Here is a 15,839-nt window from a genome sequence, read left to right on the forward strand (position 1 = left end):
ACGCGCTCAGGTTCGGTTCGGTTCCCTGGGGTTCGAACGCGTTCGAGGGGGAGTTTCCAGAGGTGGCGCGGGCCGTCGGGTCACCCTCCTTCGTAATGCGCCCGCACGCGCGCGTGCACCGCGCCCAGGGCGCCCACGTGGTCGAGGCCGAGCAGTGCCGCGCCCAGCACCGGGGCGGCCGTGACCACTTGGGGGACGGCCTTGGGCGCCGCGGCCGCCAGCGCCTCGCGCACGCGCGCGTCGAGAAGGGGATGGCGGGCGGCGAGGACACCGCCGCCGAGGAGGACGGGCGTCTCCTCACCGAGGAGGTCCAGGCGGGTCAGGGCGACGGCCGCCATGGCCACCACCTCCTCGGCCATACGGTCGACCAGCGCGCGGGCCACCGGGTCGCCCGCGGTCGCCGTGGCGAAGAGGACCGGGGTGAGTTCGTGGCGCCGGGCGTTCGGGATGTGCTCCAGATGCAGGGCCTCGATCAGGGCGTCCATGGAGTCCAGGCCGAAGTGCGCGGGCAGCGCGCGGGCCAGGTCGGTCGGGCCGCCCCGCCCGTCCTCGGCGCGTGCCGCGTGCCACATCGCCTCCTCCGCGAGGCCCCAACCGCCGCCCCAGTCGCCGGAGATGCGCCCGAGCGCCGGGAAGCGCGCGGTGCGACCGTCGGGGCGCATGCCGACGCAGTTGACGCCGGCGCCGCAGACCACGGCCACGCCCCTCGGCTCGGCCACACCCGCCCGCAGGATCGCGAAGGTGTCGTTGCGGACCTCCACGGTCGTGCCCCACGCGCGCGCGTGCAGCGCGGTCGCCAGCCGCTCCTCCTCGACGGGGAAGTCGGCGTTGGCCAGGCACGCCGAGACGTGGTCGACCGAGCCGATCCCGGCCTCGGCGAAAGCCTGCCGTACGACGGCCGCGAGGTCGTCCACGGCCTTCGCCACGCCCACCGCCGGCGGGCGGAAACCGCCACCGCGTGCCGCGCCCACCACCTGTCCGTCCGGCGCGATCACGGCGACGTCGGTCTTGCTGTTGCCCGCGTCGACGGCGAGCACGCTTGCGCGCCCGCCGTCGCGCACGGTATCGCTCACGCCCACGCGAGGTGCTCCCGGTTGTGTGCGATCAGCCGGTCGGTGAGGGCCTCGGCGTACTCGTACTGCCCGATCAGGGGATGGGCGAGGAGTGCCTTGAACACCCGGTCCCGGCCGCCGCGCAGGGCCGCGTCGAGGGCCAGGTCCTCGTACGCGGTCACGTTCGCCATCAGGCCCGCGTACAGCGGGTCCACGGCCGGCACCGGCAGCGGGGTCGCACCCTGCCTGCTCACGGCGGCCTGCACCTCGATCACCGCGTCGGCGGGGAGGAAGGGCAGGGTGCCCTGGTTGAGGGTGTTCACCACCTGGTAGGCACTGCCCCCGTCCCCCAGCAGCGACGCGGCCAGGTCGACGGCCGCCTCCGAGTAGAAGGCCCCGCCCCTCCTGGCCAGCAGCGCGGGTTTCTCGTCGAGCGCCGGGTCGGCGTACATGTCCAGCAACTGCCGCTCCATCGCGGCGACCTCGGCCGCCCTCGACGGCTTCGTACTTAGCTCTCGTACGACCTCGTCGTGGGCGTAGTAGTAGCGCAGGTAGTAGGAGGGGACCACGCCGAGGCGGTCCAGGACGGGGCGGGGCAGGCGCAGGTCGGCGGCGATGGTGTCGCCGTGGTCGGCCAGCAGCTTCGGCAGGACGTCCGCGCCGGACGGGCCGCCGAGGCGGACACCGGTCTCCCAGGTGAGGTGGTTGAGGCCGACATGGTCCAGGTGCACCTCGGCCGGCATCACCCCGAGACGCGCGGCGAACTTGCGTTGCAGTCCGATCGCCACGTTGCACAGTCCGACCGCTTTGTGGCCGGCCTTGAGCAGGGCGCGGGTCACGATCCCCACCGGGTTGGTGAAGTCGATGATCCAGGCGTCCGGGTTCGTACGGCGGACCCGCTCGGCGATGTCCAGGACGACCGGGACCGTGCGCAGCGCCTTGGCCAGGCCGCCCGCGCCGGTCGTCTCCTGCCCGACGCAGCCGCACTCCAGCGGCCACGTCTCGTCCTGCTCGCGGGCGGCCTGGCCGCCGACGCGGAGCTGCAGGAGGACGGCGTCGGCGCCCTCGACGCCCCGGTCCAGGTCACTCGTGGTGACGATCCGGCCGGGGTGCCCCTGACGGGCGAAGATACGGCGGGCCAGGCCGCCGACCAGCTCCAGTCGGCCGGCGGCCGGATCGACGAGCACCAGCTCCTCGACCGGCAGGGTGTCCCTGAGCCTGGCGAATCCGTCGACGAGTTCGGGGGTGTAGGTCGATCCTCCGCCGACCACGGTGAGTTTCATACCAGTATCAACCCTTAACTCCGGTCAGGGTGACGCCTTCGATGAACGCCTTCTGAGCGAAGAAGAACACGAGGATCACGGGGGCCATGACCAGCACGGTCGCGGCCATGGTCAGGTTCCAGTCGGTGTGGTGCGCGCCCTTGAAGGACTCCAGGCCGTAACTGAGCGTCCAGGCGGCGGAGTTCTCCGAGGCGTAGATCTGCGGGCCGAAGTAGTCGTTCCAGGCGTAGAAGAACTGGAAGAGCGCGACGGCCGCGATGCCCGGCTTGGCCATCGGCAGGACGACCCGGAGCAGGGTGCGCAGCTCGCCGCAGCCGTCGACCCGGGCCGCGTCCAGGTACTCGTTCGGGATGGTCGTCAGGAACTGCCGGAGGAGGAAGATCGAGAACGCGTCGCCGAACGCCATCGGGATGATCAGCGGCCACAGCGTGCCCGACAGGTCGAGCTGCTTCGCCCAGAACAGGTACATCGGGATGACGACCACCTGAGGCGGCAGCATCATCATCGAGATGACCAGCATCAACGACAGATTGCGGCCCCGGAAGCGGAACTTGGCGAGCGCGTACGCCACCGGGATCGACGACACCACGGTCAGGACGGTGCCGAGGCCCGCGTAGATCAGGGTGTTCTTCCACCAGGTCAGGAAGCCCGGGGTGTCGAGGACCTGGCGGTAGTTGCTCCACTCCCAGGTGTCCGGGACCAGGTCACGGGTGAGCGCCTGCTGGCCGCTCATCAGCGAGGTCAGCAGTGCTCCTTCGGTACGTCGAGCAGCGCGGCCATGAAGGTGACCATCAGGTCGCCCACGCCCCACAGCGCGAGCGCGGTGCATATCAGGGCTGGGGCGAATGCCCGCTCCCGCGTAGCGGGGCAGAGGCGTCCGAATCGCCTTCAGGGCGATTCGGCGGGGCCGCCTGACTCGACGGCGCGTCGCACGAGGTGCAGCAACTCGGAGTTGACGGAGCGTTCTTCGGACGAGGCAAGGCTTTTGAGTTTGGCGTACAGGTCGTCAGGGATGCGGAAGTTGAAAATTGCCATGGGGTCACGGTAGCCCTAGCGTGGGGTCATGGCCAGATTCCGGATGTACCCAACGAGCGAGCAGGCAGAGCAGATGCTGCTGCACTGCGCGCACGCCCGGTACGTCTGGAACCTGGCTGTCGAGCAGCACACGCACTGGAAGCCGGGCCGCAGGTCCGCGCCCGGCTTCGCGGAGCAGTGCCGTCAGCTCACCGAAGCCCGGCGTGAGAACGAGTGGCTGGCAGCCGGGAACGCCGACGTGCAGCAGCAGGCCCTGAAGGACTTCGCCAAGGCCAAGAACGCCCGCTTCACCTCCGGCTTCGGTGAGCCGACCTGGCGCACGAAGTACGTGCATGAGGGCTTCCGCGTCATCGGCACCGACCGCGTACCCGAGTACGGGCCGGACGGCAGCCCGAAGCTGAATGCGAAGACCGGCAAGCAGGTCATGGGCCGCTCGGTGGTGGTGCAGAAGCTCAACCGGCGGTGGGCGCGGGTCAAGGTGCCCGGCTGCGGCTGGGTCCGCTTCCGTCCCAGCGCCAAAGGCAAGGGCGCGAAGCTCCCGGCTGCGAAGACGTTCCGCGTCACCTACCGCAACGGCCAGTGGCACGCGGCATTCGCGGTCATCCCCGAGGAGACTCCCGCACCCGGCACGGGCGAGGTCGTCGGCATCGACCGGGGCGTGACCATCACGGCAGCCCTGTCGGACGGGCGGAAGCTGAACTGCCCGCAGCTCACGGTCAAGGAGCGGGCACAGATCCGCAAGCATGAGCGGCGCGCAGCGCGGGCCTCGAAGGGCAGCGAACAGAAAACCGCCGAGTACGCGAAGGTCGCCAGGCTCAAGGCCCGTGAGGCGAACCGGCGCAAGGACTGGTGCGAGAAGACCTCGACGATGCTCGCCTCCAGCTTCGACCTGATCCGGTTCGAGAAGCTGAACATCCAGAACATGACCCGCTCCGCGAAGGGAACCGTGGAGCAGCCCGGCAAGAACGTTCGGCAGAAGTCCGGGCTGAACCGGAGCATCCTCGCCCAGGGCTGGGGCCTGCTGCGCCAACGCACCGAGCACAAGGCCCCCGGCCGGGTCGAGGACGTTCCCGCCCCCTACACGAGTCTGCGGTGCAGCGCCTGCGGCTGGATCGAGAAGAAGTCGCGCAAGAGCCAAGCCGACTTCGTCTGCGTATCCTGCGGGTTCACCTGCAACGCCGACGAGAACGCAGCAACCAACGTCGCGGCAGGACAGGGCGGGATCCCCCGCCCCCGGCGCTCAGCCGGTGCCGGAGGGGTGACAACGGCCACCGGCCGTTCGAACGCCCGTGAACCTCAACCCACCTGGGTTGGAATCCCCCTCTTTTAAGCGGGGGAGGATGTCAAAGCAGTACGAAGTCGTCGTGCGGGCGTGGCGCAGCCGCCTGGTGTTGGGGTCGAAGGCGCCGGGGTCCCGATGACCAGTCGGCGCACGTCGTGCCGGGTGAGGCCGGCGGCCTTGACCGCTCCGTCGAGGGCGGCGGTGACCTGCCGTGGTACGGGTTCGGCGGGGCGTCGTCCGGGGGTGGGGACGGCGTGCTCGCCCACCGTGCGGCCGGTGATGTCGGCGACGGCGGCGAGGACGCGTTCGGGGGTGACGTCGAGGCCGGCGGCGTAGGCGGCGGTCGGGTCGACCGCGTAGAGCTGGGCGTTGGGGCCGGGTCGGCCCTCGCCGGAGTCGCTCCCGCCGGTACCCGTGGCGATCACGAGTCCGGCGGCTTCGAGCCGGGCCAGGAGCTGGGAGGCCGTCGGCTTCGACAGCCCCGTCAGCTTGCCGAGCCGCGTCCGGGAGAGCGGCCCGTGTTCCAGCAGCAGATCGAGCGCGGCGCGGTCGTTCATGGCACGCAGTACGCGTGGGGTTCCCGCCATGTGTACGTCACCCGCCCAACTGTTAGGAAAGTTTCCTGTCGGATGCCAGGACGATAGGACTAGACCACAGAGGCGTCAATATCCGGCCAACAAAAACCGCCCCCTGGCAACGGAGTCGTTACCTGGGGGCGGTGCCCGCGATGCGGGAGGTGGCGCTATGTCACATCAGTGGAACCGGCGGGACCGGTGTCACTTCACGTCGACGTAGTCCGCCGCGGACGTCTTCGCCGCGGTGGTGGACGTACCGGCGAACTTGTAGCGGTAGGAGCCGTCCTTCGACGCCTTCACGGTGGTGGACAGGGCCCCGGCGGTGCCGGAGGTGACCGTCTTGACGTCCGTGTAGGCGGTGGCGCCCTTGGCCTTGAACTGGAGCGTCACCTTCTGGCCCTTGTAGCCGGTGTAGGCGCGCTTCGCCCAGTCGGCGCGGGTCAGCGTGCCCTTGACGGTGAGAGTCTTGCCCTTGACGGCCGGCTCCGGAGTGGCGTTGACGGTGACCTTGGCGAGGCGCTGCACCTTGGCCGTGCCGAGGCCGCCCCACATGTCGTAGCCGGACTCGAAGCTGATGTGGTCGTCGGAGGCGTCGTTGTCGACGGTCACGTGACCGTAGAAGGCGCCGGCCTTCCAGGTGGTGGCGTCCGCGGCGGCCCTCAGACTCTCCCGCGGGTTCACGGCGAGCGTCGTCGTGCACGACTCGGTCACCGTGGTGTCCGTCGTCGCGATCGGGGCGCACTTGGGCGTCTGGGAGAGGGCTTCCAGCCCGTTGGCGGGGTCCGCGAGCGAACCGCGGTACAGGACGATGCCCAGGAAGTTGTTCTCGTAGTTGATGACGAGGTCCGACGGGCGGGTGAAGCTGTACGTGACCGGAACGGTCACCGTGGCCTTGGTGCCGACCACGATCGGCTTGCCGCCGTTCACCGTGACGGCGCCGAAGGTCAGGTCCGGCGAGTCGGCCAGCGCGGCGGGCGCGGCCAGGCCGGTGAGAGCCAGGGCACCGGACACGACGGCGCCTATGGCGAGCTTGCGCATGTAACCCCCACATTCGCGGCGGGCCCCCGGGCGTTGCGCTCCAGAACAAGGGCCCACCGATGGGGGCGACACTAGGCGATCAGAATTGTGCGGGGAACGCGGGGTACCTGTGAAGACGGTAAAGGAAGTACCGGTGAAGACGGTAAAGAAAGCGCTGGTGACGCGGGCGCGCCAAGGCCGGACACCCCGCGGCCGCGGACTCGGCGGCGGCCCGGCCCCGTCCTCGGCCCGGGCGGGGGCGTCCGGCGATGCAAAAAACCGGATCGTCAGGCGGAAATGCCGTCGATCCGGGCGAGGGCGTCGTCCGCGCCATATGGCTGGAGGTAGGGCAGCCAGCGCGGGTCCCGATGGCCGGTGCCGATGATGCGCCAGGCCAGGCCGGTGGGCGGGGCGGGTTTGTGGCGGAGCCGCCAGCCGATCTCGACGAGATGGCGGTCGGCCTTGACGTGGTTGCAGCGGCGGCAGGAAGCCACCACGTTGTCCCAGACGTGCTTTCCCCCGCGACTGCGCGGAATGACGTGGTCGACGCTGGTTGCGACGCCACCGCAGTACATGCACCGGCCCCCGTCGCGGGCGAACAGCGCCCGGCGGGTGAGAGGAACGGGCCCCCGATAGGGGACCCGGACGAATCGCTTGAGCCGGACCACGCTGGGTGCGGGGAGTGTGACGGTCGCGCTGTGCAGATAGGCGCCGGATTCCTCCAGGGAGACAGCCTTGTTCTCCAGGACGAGGATGAGCGCGCGGCGGAGCGGTACGACACCGAGGGGCTCGTACGACGCGTTGAGGACCAGGACGTGCGGCACGGATGCCCTCCTTGTACGCCGGCGGCGCGTGGCTCGCGCCGTGGACGATCCGTAGTCAGTCTCCCCTCATGCCTGGTGGAAGCGCCACCATGTCCCGGTAACGGGCTGGGAGTGTTTTCGACCACACCCTCATTCATCCCCCGCCGCGTGCCCCCTTCACTCCCTGGTGAGCGCCCTGTCTCCCCCGAACATGGCGACGGCCTCCACACAATGCCCCGTTAGTGTGGTGGGTCTGCCCGTCCGGTGACCTTTCCGTGACCCGACGGATCTTGACCGCCGTACCGGAGGGCAGATATCGCACCTGGAGGTACCCGCCGTGTCGTCCGTTTCTTCCCTGTCCGTCCTGCTGGCCGCCGCCACGCCGTCGCCGTCTCCCTCGGAGACGTCGACGACACCGGCCGTGCCGTCGCTGGACGACGCGCAGGAGAGCGCGACCAACGCCGCCAGCTGGGTGGAGGAGAACTGGTCCACGTGGCTGGCCATCGGTCTCCGCGTCCTGCTGATCGTGGTCATAGCGGCGGTGCTGAGAGTGTTCGTCCGGCGGGCGATCACCAAGCTCATAGACCGGATGAACCGCTCGGTCCCCGGCGTCGAGGGCTCCACGCTCGGCGGTCTGCTCGTCAACGTCGAGCGCCGCCGCCAGCGCTCCCAGGCCATCGGCTCGGTGCTGCGCTCGGTGGCGTCCTTCCTCATCATGGGCACCGCCGCGCTCATGGTCCTCGCCACCTTCGAGATCAACCTCGCCCCGCTGCTGGCCTCGGCGGGTGTCGCGGGTGTGGCCATCGGTTTCGGCGCCCGCAACCTCGTGACGGACTTCCTCTCGGGTGTCTTCATGATCCTTGAGGACCAGTACGGCGTCGGCGACACCGTCGACGCGGGCGTCGCCTCCGGCGAGGTCATCGAGGTCGGCCTGCGCGTCACCAAGCTGCGCGGCGACAACGGAGAGATCTGGTACGTCCGCAACGGCGAGGTCAAGCGCATCGGCAACCTCTCCCAGGGCTGGGCCACGGCCGGCGTCGACGTCACCGTCCGTTACGGCGAGGACCTCGACAAGGTCCGCCGCACCCTCCTGGAGGTCGGCGAGGCGATGAGCAAGGAGGACCCCTGGAACGAGCTCCTCTGGGGCCCCATCGAGGTCCTCGGCCTCGACGACGTGCTCCTGGAGTCGATGGTCGTCCGCGTCACGGCCAAGACCATGCCCGGCAAGGCCCTCACCGTCGAACGCGAACTCCGCTGGCGCATCAAGAAGGCCTTCGACGCCGCCGACATCCGCATCGTCGGCGGAGCCCCGGCAGTCCCGGCCGACGACCCCGACGCCGACCCGACGGCCGGCATGGCGGCCCCGTCGGCGTACGCGTCCACGTCGTCGCCCCAGTCGGAGCGGGCGACGCCGATCGCGCCTGCGGCGAAGTAGGCGGCGGGGGAGGCGAGCGGCGCCGGGCGGTAGCCGGGCGCCGCGTTTTCCTCTCGGCCGGGCCGCCGTAACGGTTCGGCACGCTCGTTCGAGTGAACGTCTGTGGGATTCCGGATCACCGGTCGGACGGGTGGCCCATGCTCATGACGGGGCACCCGACACGGGCGTAGCCTGGCACCAGTGCGACGAGGAGGACCAGGGATGAGCGCCGAACCGATCGTGGAGACGGTGATGACGCAGGTGGACCCCATTGACCTGTTGATCGTGTTCGAAGAGGCGTCACCGATGCCGATTCGGCCCGAGTATGTCGAGGGGACGGTCATCGTGCCGCCGCAGCCGGACTTCAACCACAGCGACGGCGCCTTCCGCCTGGCTTTTCAGCTCCGCACCAGCGGCTTCGCCCTGGCCGCCATGCAGCTGGGCTTCCGCGCCGCCCACAAGGACAGCACGACGATGTCCCTGCTCGTCCCCGACTTCTACGTCCTGCGCCGTGAGCCGAGTGAACTCGACATCTCTTACCGCAAGGCTCACAAGGGGTGGTACCCCATCGACATGATCGACCTGGTCGGCGAGGTCACCTCCACCAACCACGAGACGGACACCGGCCCGAAGCTACGCACCTATGCGGCGACAGGTATCCCCGTCTACGTCCTGATCAACCGCCACGCCAACACGGCCCACTGCTACACCGACCCGGTCCTGCCCGGCGAGGACCCCACCGAGGCCTACTACAGCGGCGAAGTGAAGATCGACCTCGGCGATCCGCTCCCGCTCCCCGCGCCCTACCCCGCCCTGGACACGGCCCCCTTCCGCTGACAACGGCGCCCCGGAAGGACCCCCGTACCTCCGGGACGCCGAGCTCTCGGAATCGCTACGTGTAGCGCAGCTCTCTCGGGTGTATCGACCTGCGCAGCAGCGGCAGGGATGTGGCCGCCGCCAGCAGGCAGGCCCCGTAGACCGCGAGGGGGACCAGGAGCGCCCCGTACGGGATGACCGTGAAATCGCTGACAGCCATGGCGTACCAGAAGGCGATCGCCGTTCCGCCGGTGCCGGCCACCAGCATCGAGGGTGCCAGCGGCAGGGCCGTCTCCAGGAGCAGGGCACGGCCCAGAACCCCGTACGGCACCCCGGCGGCGATCTGCGCGGCGAGCCCCCGGCGGCGGGTGGCGAGCGACTCGGCGGCTCCGACGGCCAGCCCGAAGAGGGTGATGGCGAAGCCGACAAGGATCGCGGCGGCGACCAGGTCCACACCGGTCGTGTAGAAGGCCGCGTCCTCGGCGAGATGCTTCGTGCCGTTCACCTCCGCGAGCAGCGCCTGTCGAACACCGATGAAACCGGTGCCGACGACGGTCCCCAGGAGGACGGCCGCGTGCGTGCGGGCCGAAGCCCACGGGTCGTCGCGCAGCCGCTCGGCGGCGATCAGCACCGCCGGATTCTCGGTACGGGCGGCGAGCAGCCGACCGGTGAGCTTCGAGACCGCGCCCGACAGCAGTATCGCGCCCGCGCCCAATGCGAGCAGCGCGCCGCAGAGAATCAGCGGAGCCCGGCCGGACTTGTAGTCGGGCATGTCCCTGTTGGTGTTGGCGACGGCCAGGAGCGCCGTGAGCACCAGCAACGCCACCGCTCCCAGGAGCACCCACCCGGGCCCCCGGCCCGTGCTCGGCGTCACCCGGCGCACCCAGCCCAGCGGCGAGGCCACCACCCGGCGCAGCGCCAGCACGCTCGCGGTCGCGCCCAGCACCGGCACGCCCAGCGCCACCAGGGCGATCCCGACCCAGGCCAGGGCCGGAGGGCTCTGCCACCGGCTCAGCAGGAACAACACGAAGAAGACTGTGGCCACCATCGAACCGACCAGACACGCCACCCCCGTCTCCAGAGCGGCGATCCGGCGCACCTGACCCGCCGACGCGCCGGCGAGCCGCAGCCCGGCGAGCCGCCGGTCGCGGTGCACGGCGCCCACGCGGGTGCACTGGCCGAGGAACCCGAGCACCGGGATCAGCAGGAGCAGCAGGGCGGCGATCACCCCGGAGCGCTCACCGGGGTGATCCAGCAGCCCGCTGGCCATGTCCACGTGATATTGGCCCTCCAACGAGGCCAGCGCGGCCGCGGCCGTCCCGAACCCGGTCGCCAGCGCCGCCCCTACCCCCGTCAGCGTCACCCGCCACCATTCGCGCCGGTCCGAGCCCTGTGTCAGCAGGACCGCGAGTCGGAGATCGTTCGCCATCGTGCTCACTGGGACACCCCCAGCGACCCCATGGCCGCGTCGGCCGCGGAGACCACGACGCCGTCCTTCAGGGTGACCTCGCGGTCCGCGTACGCCGCGGTCAGCGCGTCGTGCGTGATCAGCAGCACCGCCGTGCCGGACTCCCGGGCCGTGTGCACCAGTGCCGCCATCACCTGCTCGCTCGCCAGCGAGTCCAGCGCGCCTGTCGGCTCGTCCGCGAACACCACCTTCGGTCCGGTCACCAGCGCCCGCGCCAGCGACACCCGCTGCGCCTGGCCGCCGCTCATCTCACCGGGCCGCTGCTCCTCCTGGCCCCGTACGCCGAACCGCTCCAGCCACTCACCGGCCCGCTCCCGCGCCTCCTTCCGGGCGGTGCCGGTCAGCAGCAGCGGCAGCGCGACATTGTCGACGGCCGTCAGCTCCGGTATCAGCTGCCCGAACTGGAAGACGATCCCGAAGTCCGTCCGGCGCAACTCGCTGAGCTGCTTCTCGGGCAGCTGGTCGAGCCGGTTCCCCGCGTACGCCACCGAGCCCTCGTCCGGCCGGACGATCCCCGCCAGGCAGTGCAGCAACGTGGACTTGCCACTGCCGCTGGCCCCGGTGACGGCCAGGATCTCGCCCGAGCCCAGCTCCACCGAGGCGCCGCGCAGCGCCCGCGTCCTGCCGTGCTCCTTGACGAGGCCACGGGCCGCGAGCAGCGGCACGGTGCTGGGATTGTGGTCACTCATGCTGCGTCGACCTCCGCGGTCAGATTGGTCAGCCGGGCCGCGGTGGTGTTCATCCAGCGCAGGTCGGCGTCGAGGTGGTTGAGGGCGAAGTCCGCCGAGAGCACGGTCGCGAGATCGGCGGCCGGCGAGGTCTTCACGGCCGTCAGCTCCCGCATCCGCGCCATGTGCGCGGTGCGCTGCGCCAGCAGATAGGCCGCCGGATCACCGCCGGCGAGGATCGAGACGACGAGCTTGGCGAAGATCTCGTTCGTCACGAACGGCGCGGGCGGCGCGATCTCCCCGGCCCATGTGGCCAGCTCGCGCGCCCCGTCGTCCGTCGAGCGGTACATCGTCCGCTCCGGACCGCTGTCCGCCTCGGTGCCGTCGATCTCGGCGAGTCCGTCGCGGACCAGCCGTTGCAGGGTCGTGTAGACCTGCCCATAGGCCAGCGGGCGGGCCTGCGGGAAGCGTTCGTCGTGCCGTCGCTTGAGGTCGTAGCCATGGCTCGGCCCACCGGCGAGCAGCCCCAACAGAATGTGGCGGGTGCTCATGGAGACCAGTATGCACTGAGTATATGTACTGAGTGAATAGCTGGTCGGGGGGAGACGGTGAAAGGTTCTGGTGAAGCCGTCCCGCCGGGAGTGAACAAAACCACGATGTCCCCCCGCCCACGTCTGCGGCGGCGCCCACGGGGTAGGGCTGGAGTACCCCGGACCCGCACCCCACCGCCGTACGACGACAAGGAGGCCCCCGTGGCCGCACCGGCACACCTTCCGACCCCGGCCCGCTCCAAACGCGTGGCGGAGCCCTTCGCCCTCCACGAACCCCATGTCTGTGTCTTCAGCGCCGAGGGCCCCTGCGCGGACGTCCCGCTCACCAGCGAGCCCCCGCTCCCCGACGCCGCACCCCTCACCAGCGAGCCGCCCCTCACCGACGCGGCCCCTCTCACCAGCGAACCCACGTCCCACGGCGCCGCATCGGGGGTCTAGATGCCACCACTCCCAACCGATTCCGGCGGGCCGCCGCCGGAAACACCCCTGACCCGGCTGGCCGCGCTGCACGGCGTCGCCACCTCCTACCGCCCCTCCCCGGACCGTACGGTCGCGGCCTCGGACGGCGCGGTCGTCGCGGCCCTCGCCGCGCTGGACGTCGACGCGAGCACACCCGAGGCCGTACTGGCCGCCCTCGCCGCACGCGAACGGCAGGTGGGCGAGCGCCTGTTGCCGCCGACGGTGGTCTGCTGGGCCGGTGCCGAACCCCCCGCCGCGCTGACCGCCCTCCCGGACGGCACCCGGCTGCGCATCGAGACCGAGCAGGGCGAACTCCGTTCCGGCGTCGAGAAGTTGCCCCCGGGCGTGCACACGCTGCGCGCCACCGCCCCCGACGGCCGCACCGCCGAGGCCCACCTCGTCGTCGCCCCGCCCCGGCTGCCCGCGCCGCCAGGCCGCACGTACGGCCTCCTGGTCCAGCTCTACTCCCTCCTCTCCCACCGTGGTTGGGGCATGGGCGACCTCAGCGACCTCGCCGAACTCACCGCCTGGGCCGGCCGCGCCCTCGGTGCCGGATTCGTCCAGGTCAACCCGTTGCACGCGGCCGTACCCGGCGCCCCCACCGACCCCTCCCCGTACCGCCCCTCCTCCCGCCGCTACCCCGACCCCGTCCATCTGCGTGTCGAGGACGTCCCGGAATACCCGTACGCCCTCGCGTCCGCCGAGGCCCGCGACCGCCTCGGCGCACTGCTGGAACGGGCCGCGCGGCTGCGGGAGGCCGTCCTGTCCAAGGGAGAGCTGATCGACCGGGACGCGGTGTGGGAGGCCAAGCGGGAGGCGCTGGAGCTGGTGCGTGCCGTGCCGCTCGGGCCCGGACGGCGGGCCGCGTACTGCGACTTCCTCGCCGAGGAGGGCGAGGCGCTGGAGGACCACGCCACCTGGTGCGCGCTCGCGGAGGTGTACGGCTCCGACTGGCAGCGGTGGCCGGCCGGCCTGCGCGACCCACGCTCCCCCGAAACCGCCCGCGCACGCGGCGAGTTGATGGACCGCGTCGACCTCCACGCCCGGCTCGCCTGGCTCACCGACGCCCAGCTCGGCACCGCGCAACGCTCCGCACGCGACGCCGACATGCCGATCGGCCTGGTCCACGACCTCGCGGTCGGCGTCCATCCCGGCGGCGCCGACGCCTGGGCCCAGCAGGAGTACTTCGCGGCCGGCATGTCCATCGGCGCACCCCCCGACGCCTTCAACTCCCGGGGCCAGGACTGGGGCCTGCCCCCCTGGCGCCCCGACCGCCTCGCCGAGTCCGGCTACGCCCCGTACCGCCGCCTCCTGCGCGCACTCCTGCGGCACGCGGGCGCCCTCCGCATCGACCACGTCATGGGCCTCTTCCGCCTGTGGTGGGTCCCGCAGGGCCAGGCACCGACGGAGGGTACGTACGTCCGCTACGACGCCGACGCCATGCTCGCGATCCTCGTCCTGGAGGCCTCACGGGCCGGCGCCCTGGTCATCGGCGAGGACCTGGGGACCGTCGAGCCCGGCGTACGCGAGGTCCTGGACGCGCGCGGTGTGCTGGGCACCTCCGTGCTGTGGTTCGAACGTGACTGGGAGGGCACGGGCCGCCCCCTCCCGCCCGAGCGGTGGCGCGCGAACTGCCTCGCCACCGCCACCACCCACGACCTCCCGCCCACCGCCTCCCGGCTGACCTGCGACCACGTCGACCTCCGCCACGGCCTGGGCCTGCTCGCCCGGTCCCTGGACGAGGAGCGCGCCGAGGCCGCCGCCGACACGGGGGAGTGGCTGGCCCTGCTGTCCCGCCTCGGCCTCCTCGACGGCGCGAGCGGCGGGCGCTCCGCGTCCTCCGAGGAGGCCGAGATCCAGGGCCTCCACCGGTTCCTGCTGCGCACCCCGGCCCGCATGGTCGGCCTCTGGCTCCCCGACACCGTCGGCGACCGCCGCCCCCAGAATCTCCCCGGCACGTGGGACCAGTACCCGAACTGGCGCCTCCCCATCGCCGACGCGGACGGCCGCCCGGTGACGTTGGAGGAGCTGGCGGCGTCGCCTCGGCTGCGTGCGTTGGTGGATGTGCTGAGGGGTGCGTGAGGGTTTGGGCGGGTGGGGTGCGTTCTCGGGTGCGGGTCGGTGGGGGCTGGTCGCGCAGTTCCCCGCGCCCCTGGAAGTGGGGGTGCCGGCGTGTTTTGGGGTGCGGGTGGTGTGTGGTTGCTCGCGCAGTTCCTCGCGCCCCTGAGGGTGTGGGGCTCGCCCGGGGTTTTCACGGGGCGCGGGGAACTGCGCGAGCGACCCACCACTACCCGCAGTCGACGCTCGACCCAAGCCCCAACGGCGCCTCCCCGGCTCCCGGAAGCGCACCCCGGACGCGCGTACCTTCCCGCCGTTGGATACCTTGACCCCGTGGACAAGAAGAACGCTCTGCGCGCCGGTGCACTGGCCGCCGGTACGACGCTGATGATGCTGCTCATGTCGTCCCCCGCGCTCGCGCTGACCCCCGACGACGGCGACGACCCGGGCCCGGGCCTGAGCGTGATCGAGACGCTCGGCCTCTACGTGGCGGCGCCGCTCGCGCTGTTCGCGGTGATCGCCGGCCTGGTCATGGTCCTGGACGGGTCCACGGACCGGCAGCCGAAGGCCAAGGCGAAGGCCTGACCTCCACCGTTCCGGCACTTTGACCGAGGGCACCCTCCGCCCGTATGCGCGGAGGGTGCCCTCGGTGTGTTCCGGGGCCCCTCGGTCCTAGGGATACGGCGTCGGATACGGCGCCGTGAGATACCGCTGCACCGTCGGCCCCAGCCACTCCACAATCTCCTCACGGCTGAGCGCGACCACGGGCCGGAACCGCAGGATGTAGCGAGTGAGCGCCAGCCCCAGCACCTGTGAGGAGCAGAGCGCCGCCCGGGTCGCGGCCTGCTCGGGGTCCGGGCACATGTGCCGGGCGAGCGGCAGCAACTGGTCCCGGAAGACCCCCTGCATCCGCTCGGCGCCCGCCTCGCTGGTGGCACCGACCCGGAGCATCGCGCTGAGCATCTCGTTCGACTCCCAGAGGTCGAGGAAGTGGCTCACCAGCACCCGGCCCACGTCCTGCGGATCGAACGCGGCGGGGTCGGGCAGCCGCAGGTCGACGTCGAGCGCCGCCGCGTAGAGCCCCTCCTTCGAGCCGTAGTACCGCATGACCATCGACGGGTCGATCCGCGCGTCCTTGGCGATCGCCCGGATGGTGGCCCGGTCGTATCCGTCGGCCGCGAACCGCTCGCGCGCGGCTCGGAGGATCGCGTGCCGGGTGGCGTCGGAGCGGCGGGGGGCTGTGGCGGCTTCCGTATCGGTCATGCCAACAAACGTAGGCCAACAGCTGTTGACAGTCCAGAGACGGGTCTCTACGTTGACAACAGGCGTTGGCCAACAACCGTTGACCAACAACTGTG

16 protein-coding genes and 1 pseudogene are annotated in these 15,839 nt (G+C 71.2%); 6 read left to right on the forward strand and 11 right to left on the reverse strand.

The window, feature by feature from the left end; genetic code table 11:
* Positions 1-80: 80 nt before the first annotated feature.
* Genes I8N67_RS22875 through I8N67_RS22890 form a run of 4 tightly spaced genes read right to left on the reverse strand, consistent with a single transcriptional unit; the run spans position 81 to position 3,370 of the window.
* On the reverse strand, positions 81-1,073 hold the full coding sequence (locus tag I8N67_RS22875; RefSeq protein ID WP_307835325.1) for an N-acetylglucosamine kinase: 993 nt from the start codon (positions 1,071-1,073) through the stop codon (positions 81-83).
* On the reverse strand, positions 1,070-2,335 hold the full coding sequence (locus I8N67_RS22880; protein ID WP_200305050.1) for a 6-phospho-beta-glucosidase: 1,266 nt from the start codon (positions 2,333-2,335) through the stop codon (positions 1,070-1,072). Before I8N67_RS22880 ends, I8N67_RS22875 begins: the two co-directional genes overlap by 4 nt.
* A gap of 7 nt (positions 2,336-2,342) precedes the next feature.
* Entirely contained in the window at positions 2,343-3,164 is an 822-nt protein-coding gene (locus I8N67_RS22885) for a carbohydrate ABC transporter permease (RefSeq protein WP_372443782.1), read from the reverse strand.
* 59 nt (positions 3,165-3,223) lie between these two features.
* Positions 3,224-3,370: an Arc family DNA-binding protein gene (locus tag I8N67_RS22890; protein WP_200305051.1), complete on the reverse strand. Its 147-nt coding sequence runs from the start codon at positions 3,368-3,370 to the stop codon at positions 3,224-3,226.
* 28 nt (positions 3,371-3,398) lie between these two features.
* Between I8N67_RS22890 and I8N67_RS22895 the strand changes: the two genes are divergently transcribed.
* Complete coding sequence (locus I8N67_RS22895) at positions 3,399-4,700, forward strand: RNA-guided endonuclease InsQ/TnpB family protein (RefSeq protein ID WP_200305052.1); 1,302 nt, start codon at positions 3,399-3,401, stop codon at positions 4,698-4,700.
* 39 nt (positions 4,701-4,739) lie between these two features.
* Here the strand turns inward: I8N67_RS22895 and I8N67_RS22900 are convergent.
* The 3 genes and pseudogenes from I8N67_RS22900 to I8N67_RS22910 form a co-directional block, all read right to left on the reverse strand.
* Positions 4,740-5,239: pseudogene (locus I8N67_RS22900) on the reverse strand (helix-turn-helix transcriptional regulator); the annotation flags it as partial.
* Between the two features lie 189 nt (positions 5,240-5,428).
* Complete coding sequence (locus I8N67_RS22905; RefSeq protein WP_200305053.1) at positions 5,429-6,265, reverse strand: hypothetical protein; 837 nt, start codon at positions 6,263-6,265, stop codon at positions 5,429-5,431.
* Positions 6,266-6,531: 266 nt separating this feature from the next.
* Entirely contained in the window at positions 6,532-7,068 is a 537-nt protein-coding gene (locus I8N67_RS22910) for an HNH endonuclease (RefSeq protein WP_200305054.1), read from the reverse strand.
* 316 nt (positions 7,069-7,384) lie between these two features.
* On the opposite strand from I8N67_RS22910, the gene I8N67_RS22915 reads away from it, so the two are divergent.
* Both I8N67_RS22915 and I8N67_RS22920 read left to right on the forward strand, forming a co-directional pair.
* Positions 7,385-8,482 carry a mechanosensitive ion channel family protein gene (locus I8N67_RS22915; RefSeq protein WP_200305055.1) on the forward strand — a complete coding sequence of 366 codons (1,098 nt, stop codon included), beginning with the start codon at positions 7,385-7,387 and terminating at the stop codon, positions 8,480-8,482.
* Between the two features lie 201 nt (positions 8,483-8,683).
* Positions 8,684-9,298, forward strand: coding sequence for a Uma2 family endonuclease (locus tag I8N67_RS22920; protein WP_200305056.1), 615 nt, complete (start codon positions 8,684-8,686; stop codon positions 9,296-9,298).
* A gap of 55 nt (positions 9,299-9,353) precedes the next feature.
* Here the strand turns inward: I8N67_RS22920 and I8N67_RS22925 are convergent, their stop codons facing one another.
* The 3 genes from I8N67_RS22925 to I8N67_RS22935 are packed head-to-tail and all read right to left on the reverse strand — an operon-like array spanning position 9,354 to position 11,964.
* Positions 9,354-10,706, reverse strand: coding sequence for an ABC transporter permease (locus I8N67_RS22925; protein ID WP_234046129.1), 1,353 nt, complete (start codon positions 10,704-10,706; stop codon positions 9,354-9,356).
* A 5-nt stretch (positions 10,707-10,711) separates the two neighbouring features.
* Positions 10,712-11,434 (reverse strand): ABC transporter ATP-binding protein, encoded by a 723-nt coding sequence (locus tag I8N67_RS22930; protein ID WP_200305058.1) that lies wholly within the window; start codon positions 11,432-11,434, stop codon positions 10,712-10,714.
* Entirely contained in the window at positions 11,431-11,964 is a 534-nt protein-coding gene (locus I8N67_RS22935) for a PadR family transcriptional regulator (RefSeq protein WP_200305059.1), read from the reverse strand. The genes I8N67_RS22930 and I8N67_RS22935 overlap by 4 nt, the downstream gene beginning before the upstream one ends.
* A gap of 201 nt (positions 11,965-12,165) precedes the next feature.
* On the opposite strand from I8N67_RS22935, the gene I8N67_RS22940 reads away from it, so the two are divergent.
* The 3 genes from I8N67_RS22940 to I8N67_RS22950 all read left to right on the forward strand — a co-directional run bounded on the left by I8N67_RS22940 (position 12,166) and on the right by I8N67_RS22950 (position 15,066).
* A complete protein-coding gene (locus I8N67_RS22940) occupies positions 12,166-12,402 on the forward strand; it encodes a hypothetical protein (RefSeq protein ID WP_200305060.1) in 237 nt (78 codons plus the stop codon).
* Positions 12,403-14,505, forward strand: coding sequence for a 4-alpha-glucanotransferase (gene malQ / locus I8N67_RS22945; protein ID WP_200305061.1), 2,103 nt, complete (start codon positions 12,403-12,405; stop codon positions 14,503-14,505). It abuts the gene before it with no gap.
* 309 nt (positions 14,506-14,814) lie between these two features.
* Positions 14,815-15,066 carry a hypothetical protein gene (locus I8N67_RS22950; RefSeq protein WP_200305062.1) on the forward strand — a complete coding sequence of 84 codons (252 nt, stop codon included), beginning with the start codon at positions 14,815-14,817 and terminating at the stop codon, positions 15,064-15,066.
* 87 nt (positions 15,067-15,153) lie between these two features.
* Here the strand turns inward: I8N67_RS22950 and I8N67_RS22955 are convergent, their stop codons facing one another.
* Complete coding sequence (locus tag I8N67_RS22955) at positions 15,154-15,744, reverse strand: TetR/AcrR family transcriptional regulator (RefSeq protein ID WP_200305063.1); 591 nt, start codon at positions 15,742-15,744, stop codon at positions 15,154-15,156.
* Positions 15,745-15,839: the final 95 nt, after the last annotated feature.

This window comes from Streptomyces adelaidensis, assembly GCF_016598475.1.
Classification (GTDB): domain Bacteria; phylum Actinomycetota; class Actinomycetes; order Streptomycetales; family Streptomycetaceae; genus Streptomyces; species Streptomyces adelaidensis.

Coding starts and splice junctions, on each gene's coding strand:
- I8N67_RS22880 (WP_200305050.1), bottom strand. CDS start 2,335: ATGAAACTCACCGTGGTCGGCGGAGGATCGACCTACACCCCCGAACTC.
- I8N67_RS22885 (WP_372443782.1), bottom strand. CDS start 3,164: ATGCACCGCGCTCGCGCTGTGGGGCGTGGGCGACCTGATGGTCACCTT.
- I8N67_RS22890 (WP_200305051.1), bottom strand. CDS start 3,370: ATGGCAATTTTCAACTTCCGCATCCCTGACGACCTGTACGCCAAACTC.
- I8N67_RS22895 (WP_200305052.1), top strand. CDS start 3,399: ATGGCCAGATTCCGGATGTACCCAACGAGCGAGCAGGCAGAGCAGATG.
- I8N67_RS22905 (WP_200305053.1), bottom strand. CDS start 6,265: ATGCGCAAGCTCGCCATAGGCGCCGTCGTGTCCGGTGCCCTGGCTCTC.
- I8N67_RS22920 (WP_200305056.1), top strand. CDS start 8,684: ATGAGCGCCGAACCGATCGTGGAGACGGTGATGACGCAGGTGGACCCC.
- I8N67_RS22925 (WP_234046129.1), bottom strand. CDS start 10,706: ATGGCGAACGATCTCCGACTCGCGGTCCTGCTGACACAGGGCTCGGAC.
- I8N67_RS22930 (WP_200305058.1), bottom strand. CDS start 11,434: ATGAGTGACCACAATCCCAGCACCGTGCCGCTGCTCGCGGCCCGTGGC.
- I8N67_RS22935 (WP_200305059.1), bottom strand. CDS start 11,964: ATGAGCACCCGCCACATTCTGTTGGGGCTGCTCGCCGGTGGGCCGAGC.
- malQ (WP_200305061.1), top strand. CDS start 12,403: ATGCCACCACTCCCAACCGATTCCGGCGGGCCGCCGCCGGAAACACCC.
- I8N67_RS22955 (WP_200305063.1), bottom strand. CDS start 15,744: ATGACCGATACGGAAGCCGCCACAGCCCCCCGCCGCTCCGACGCCACC.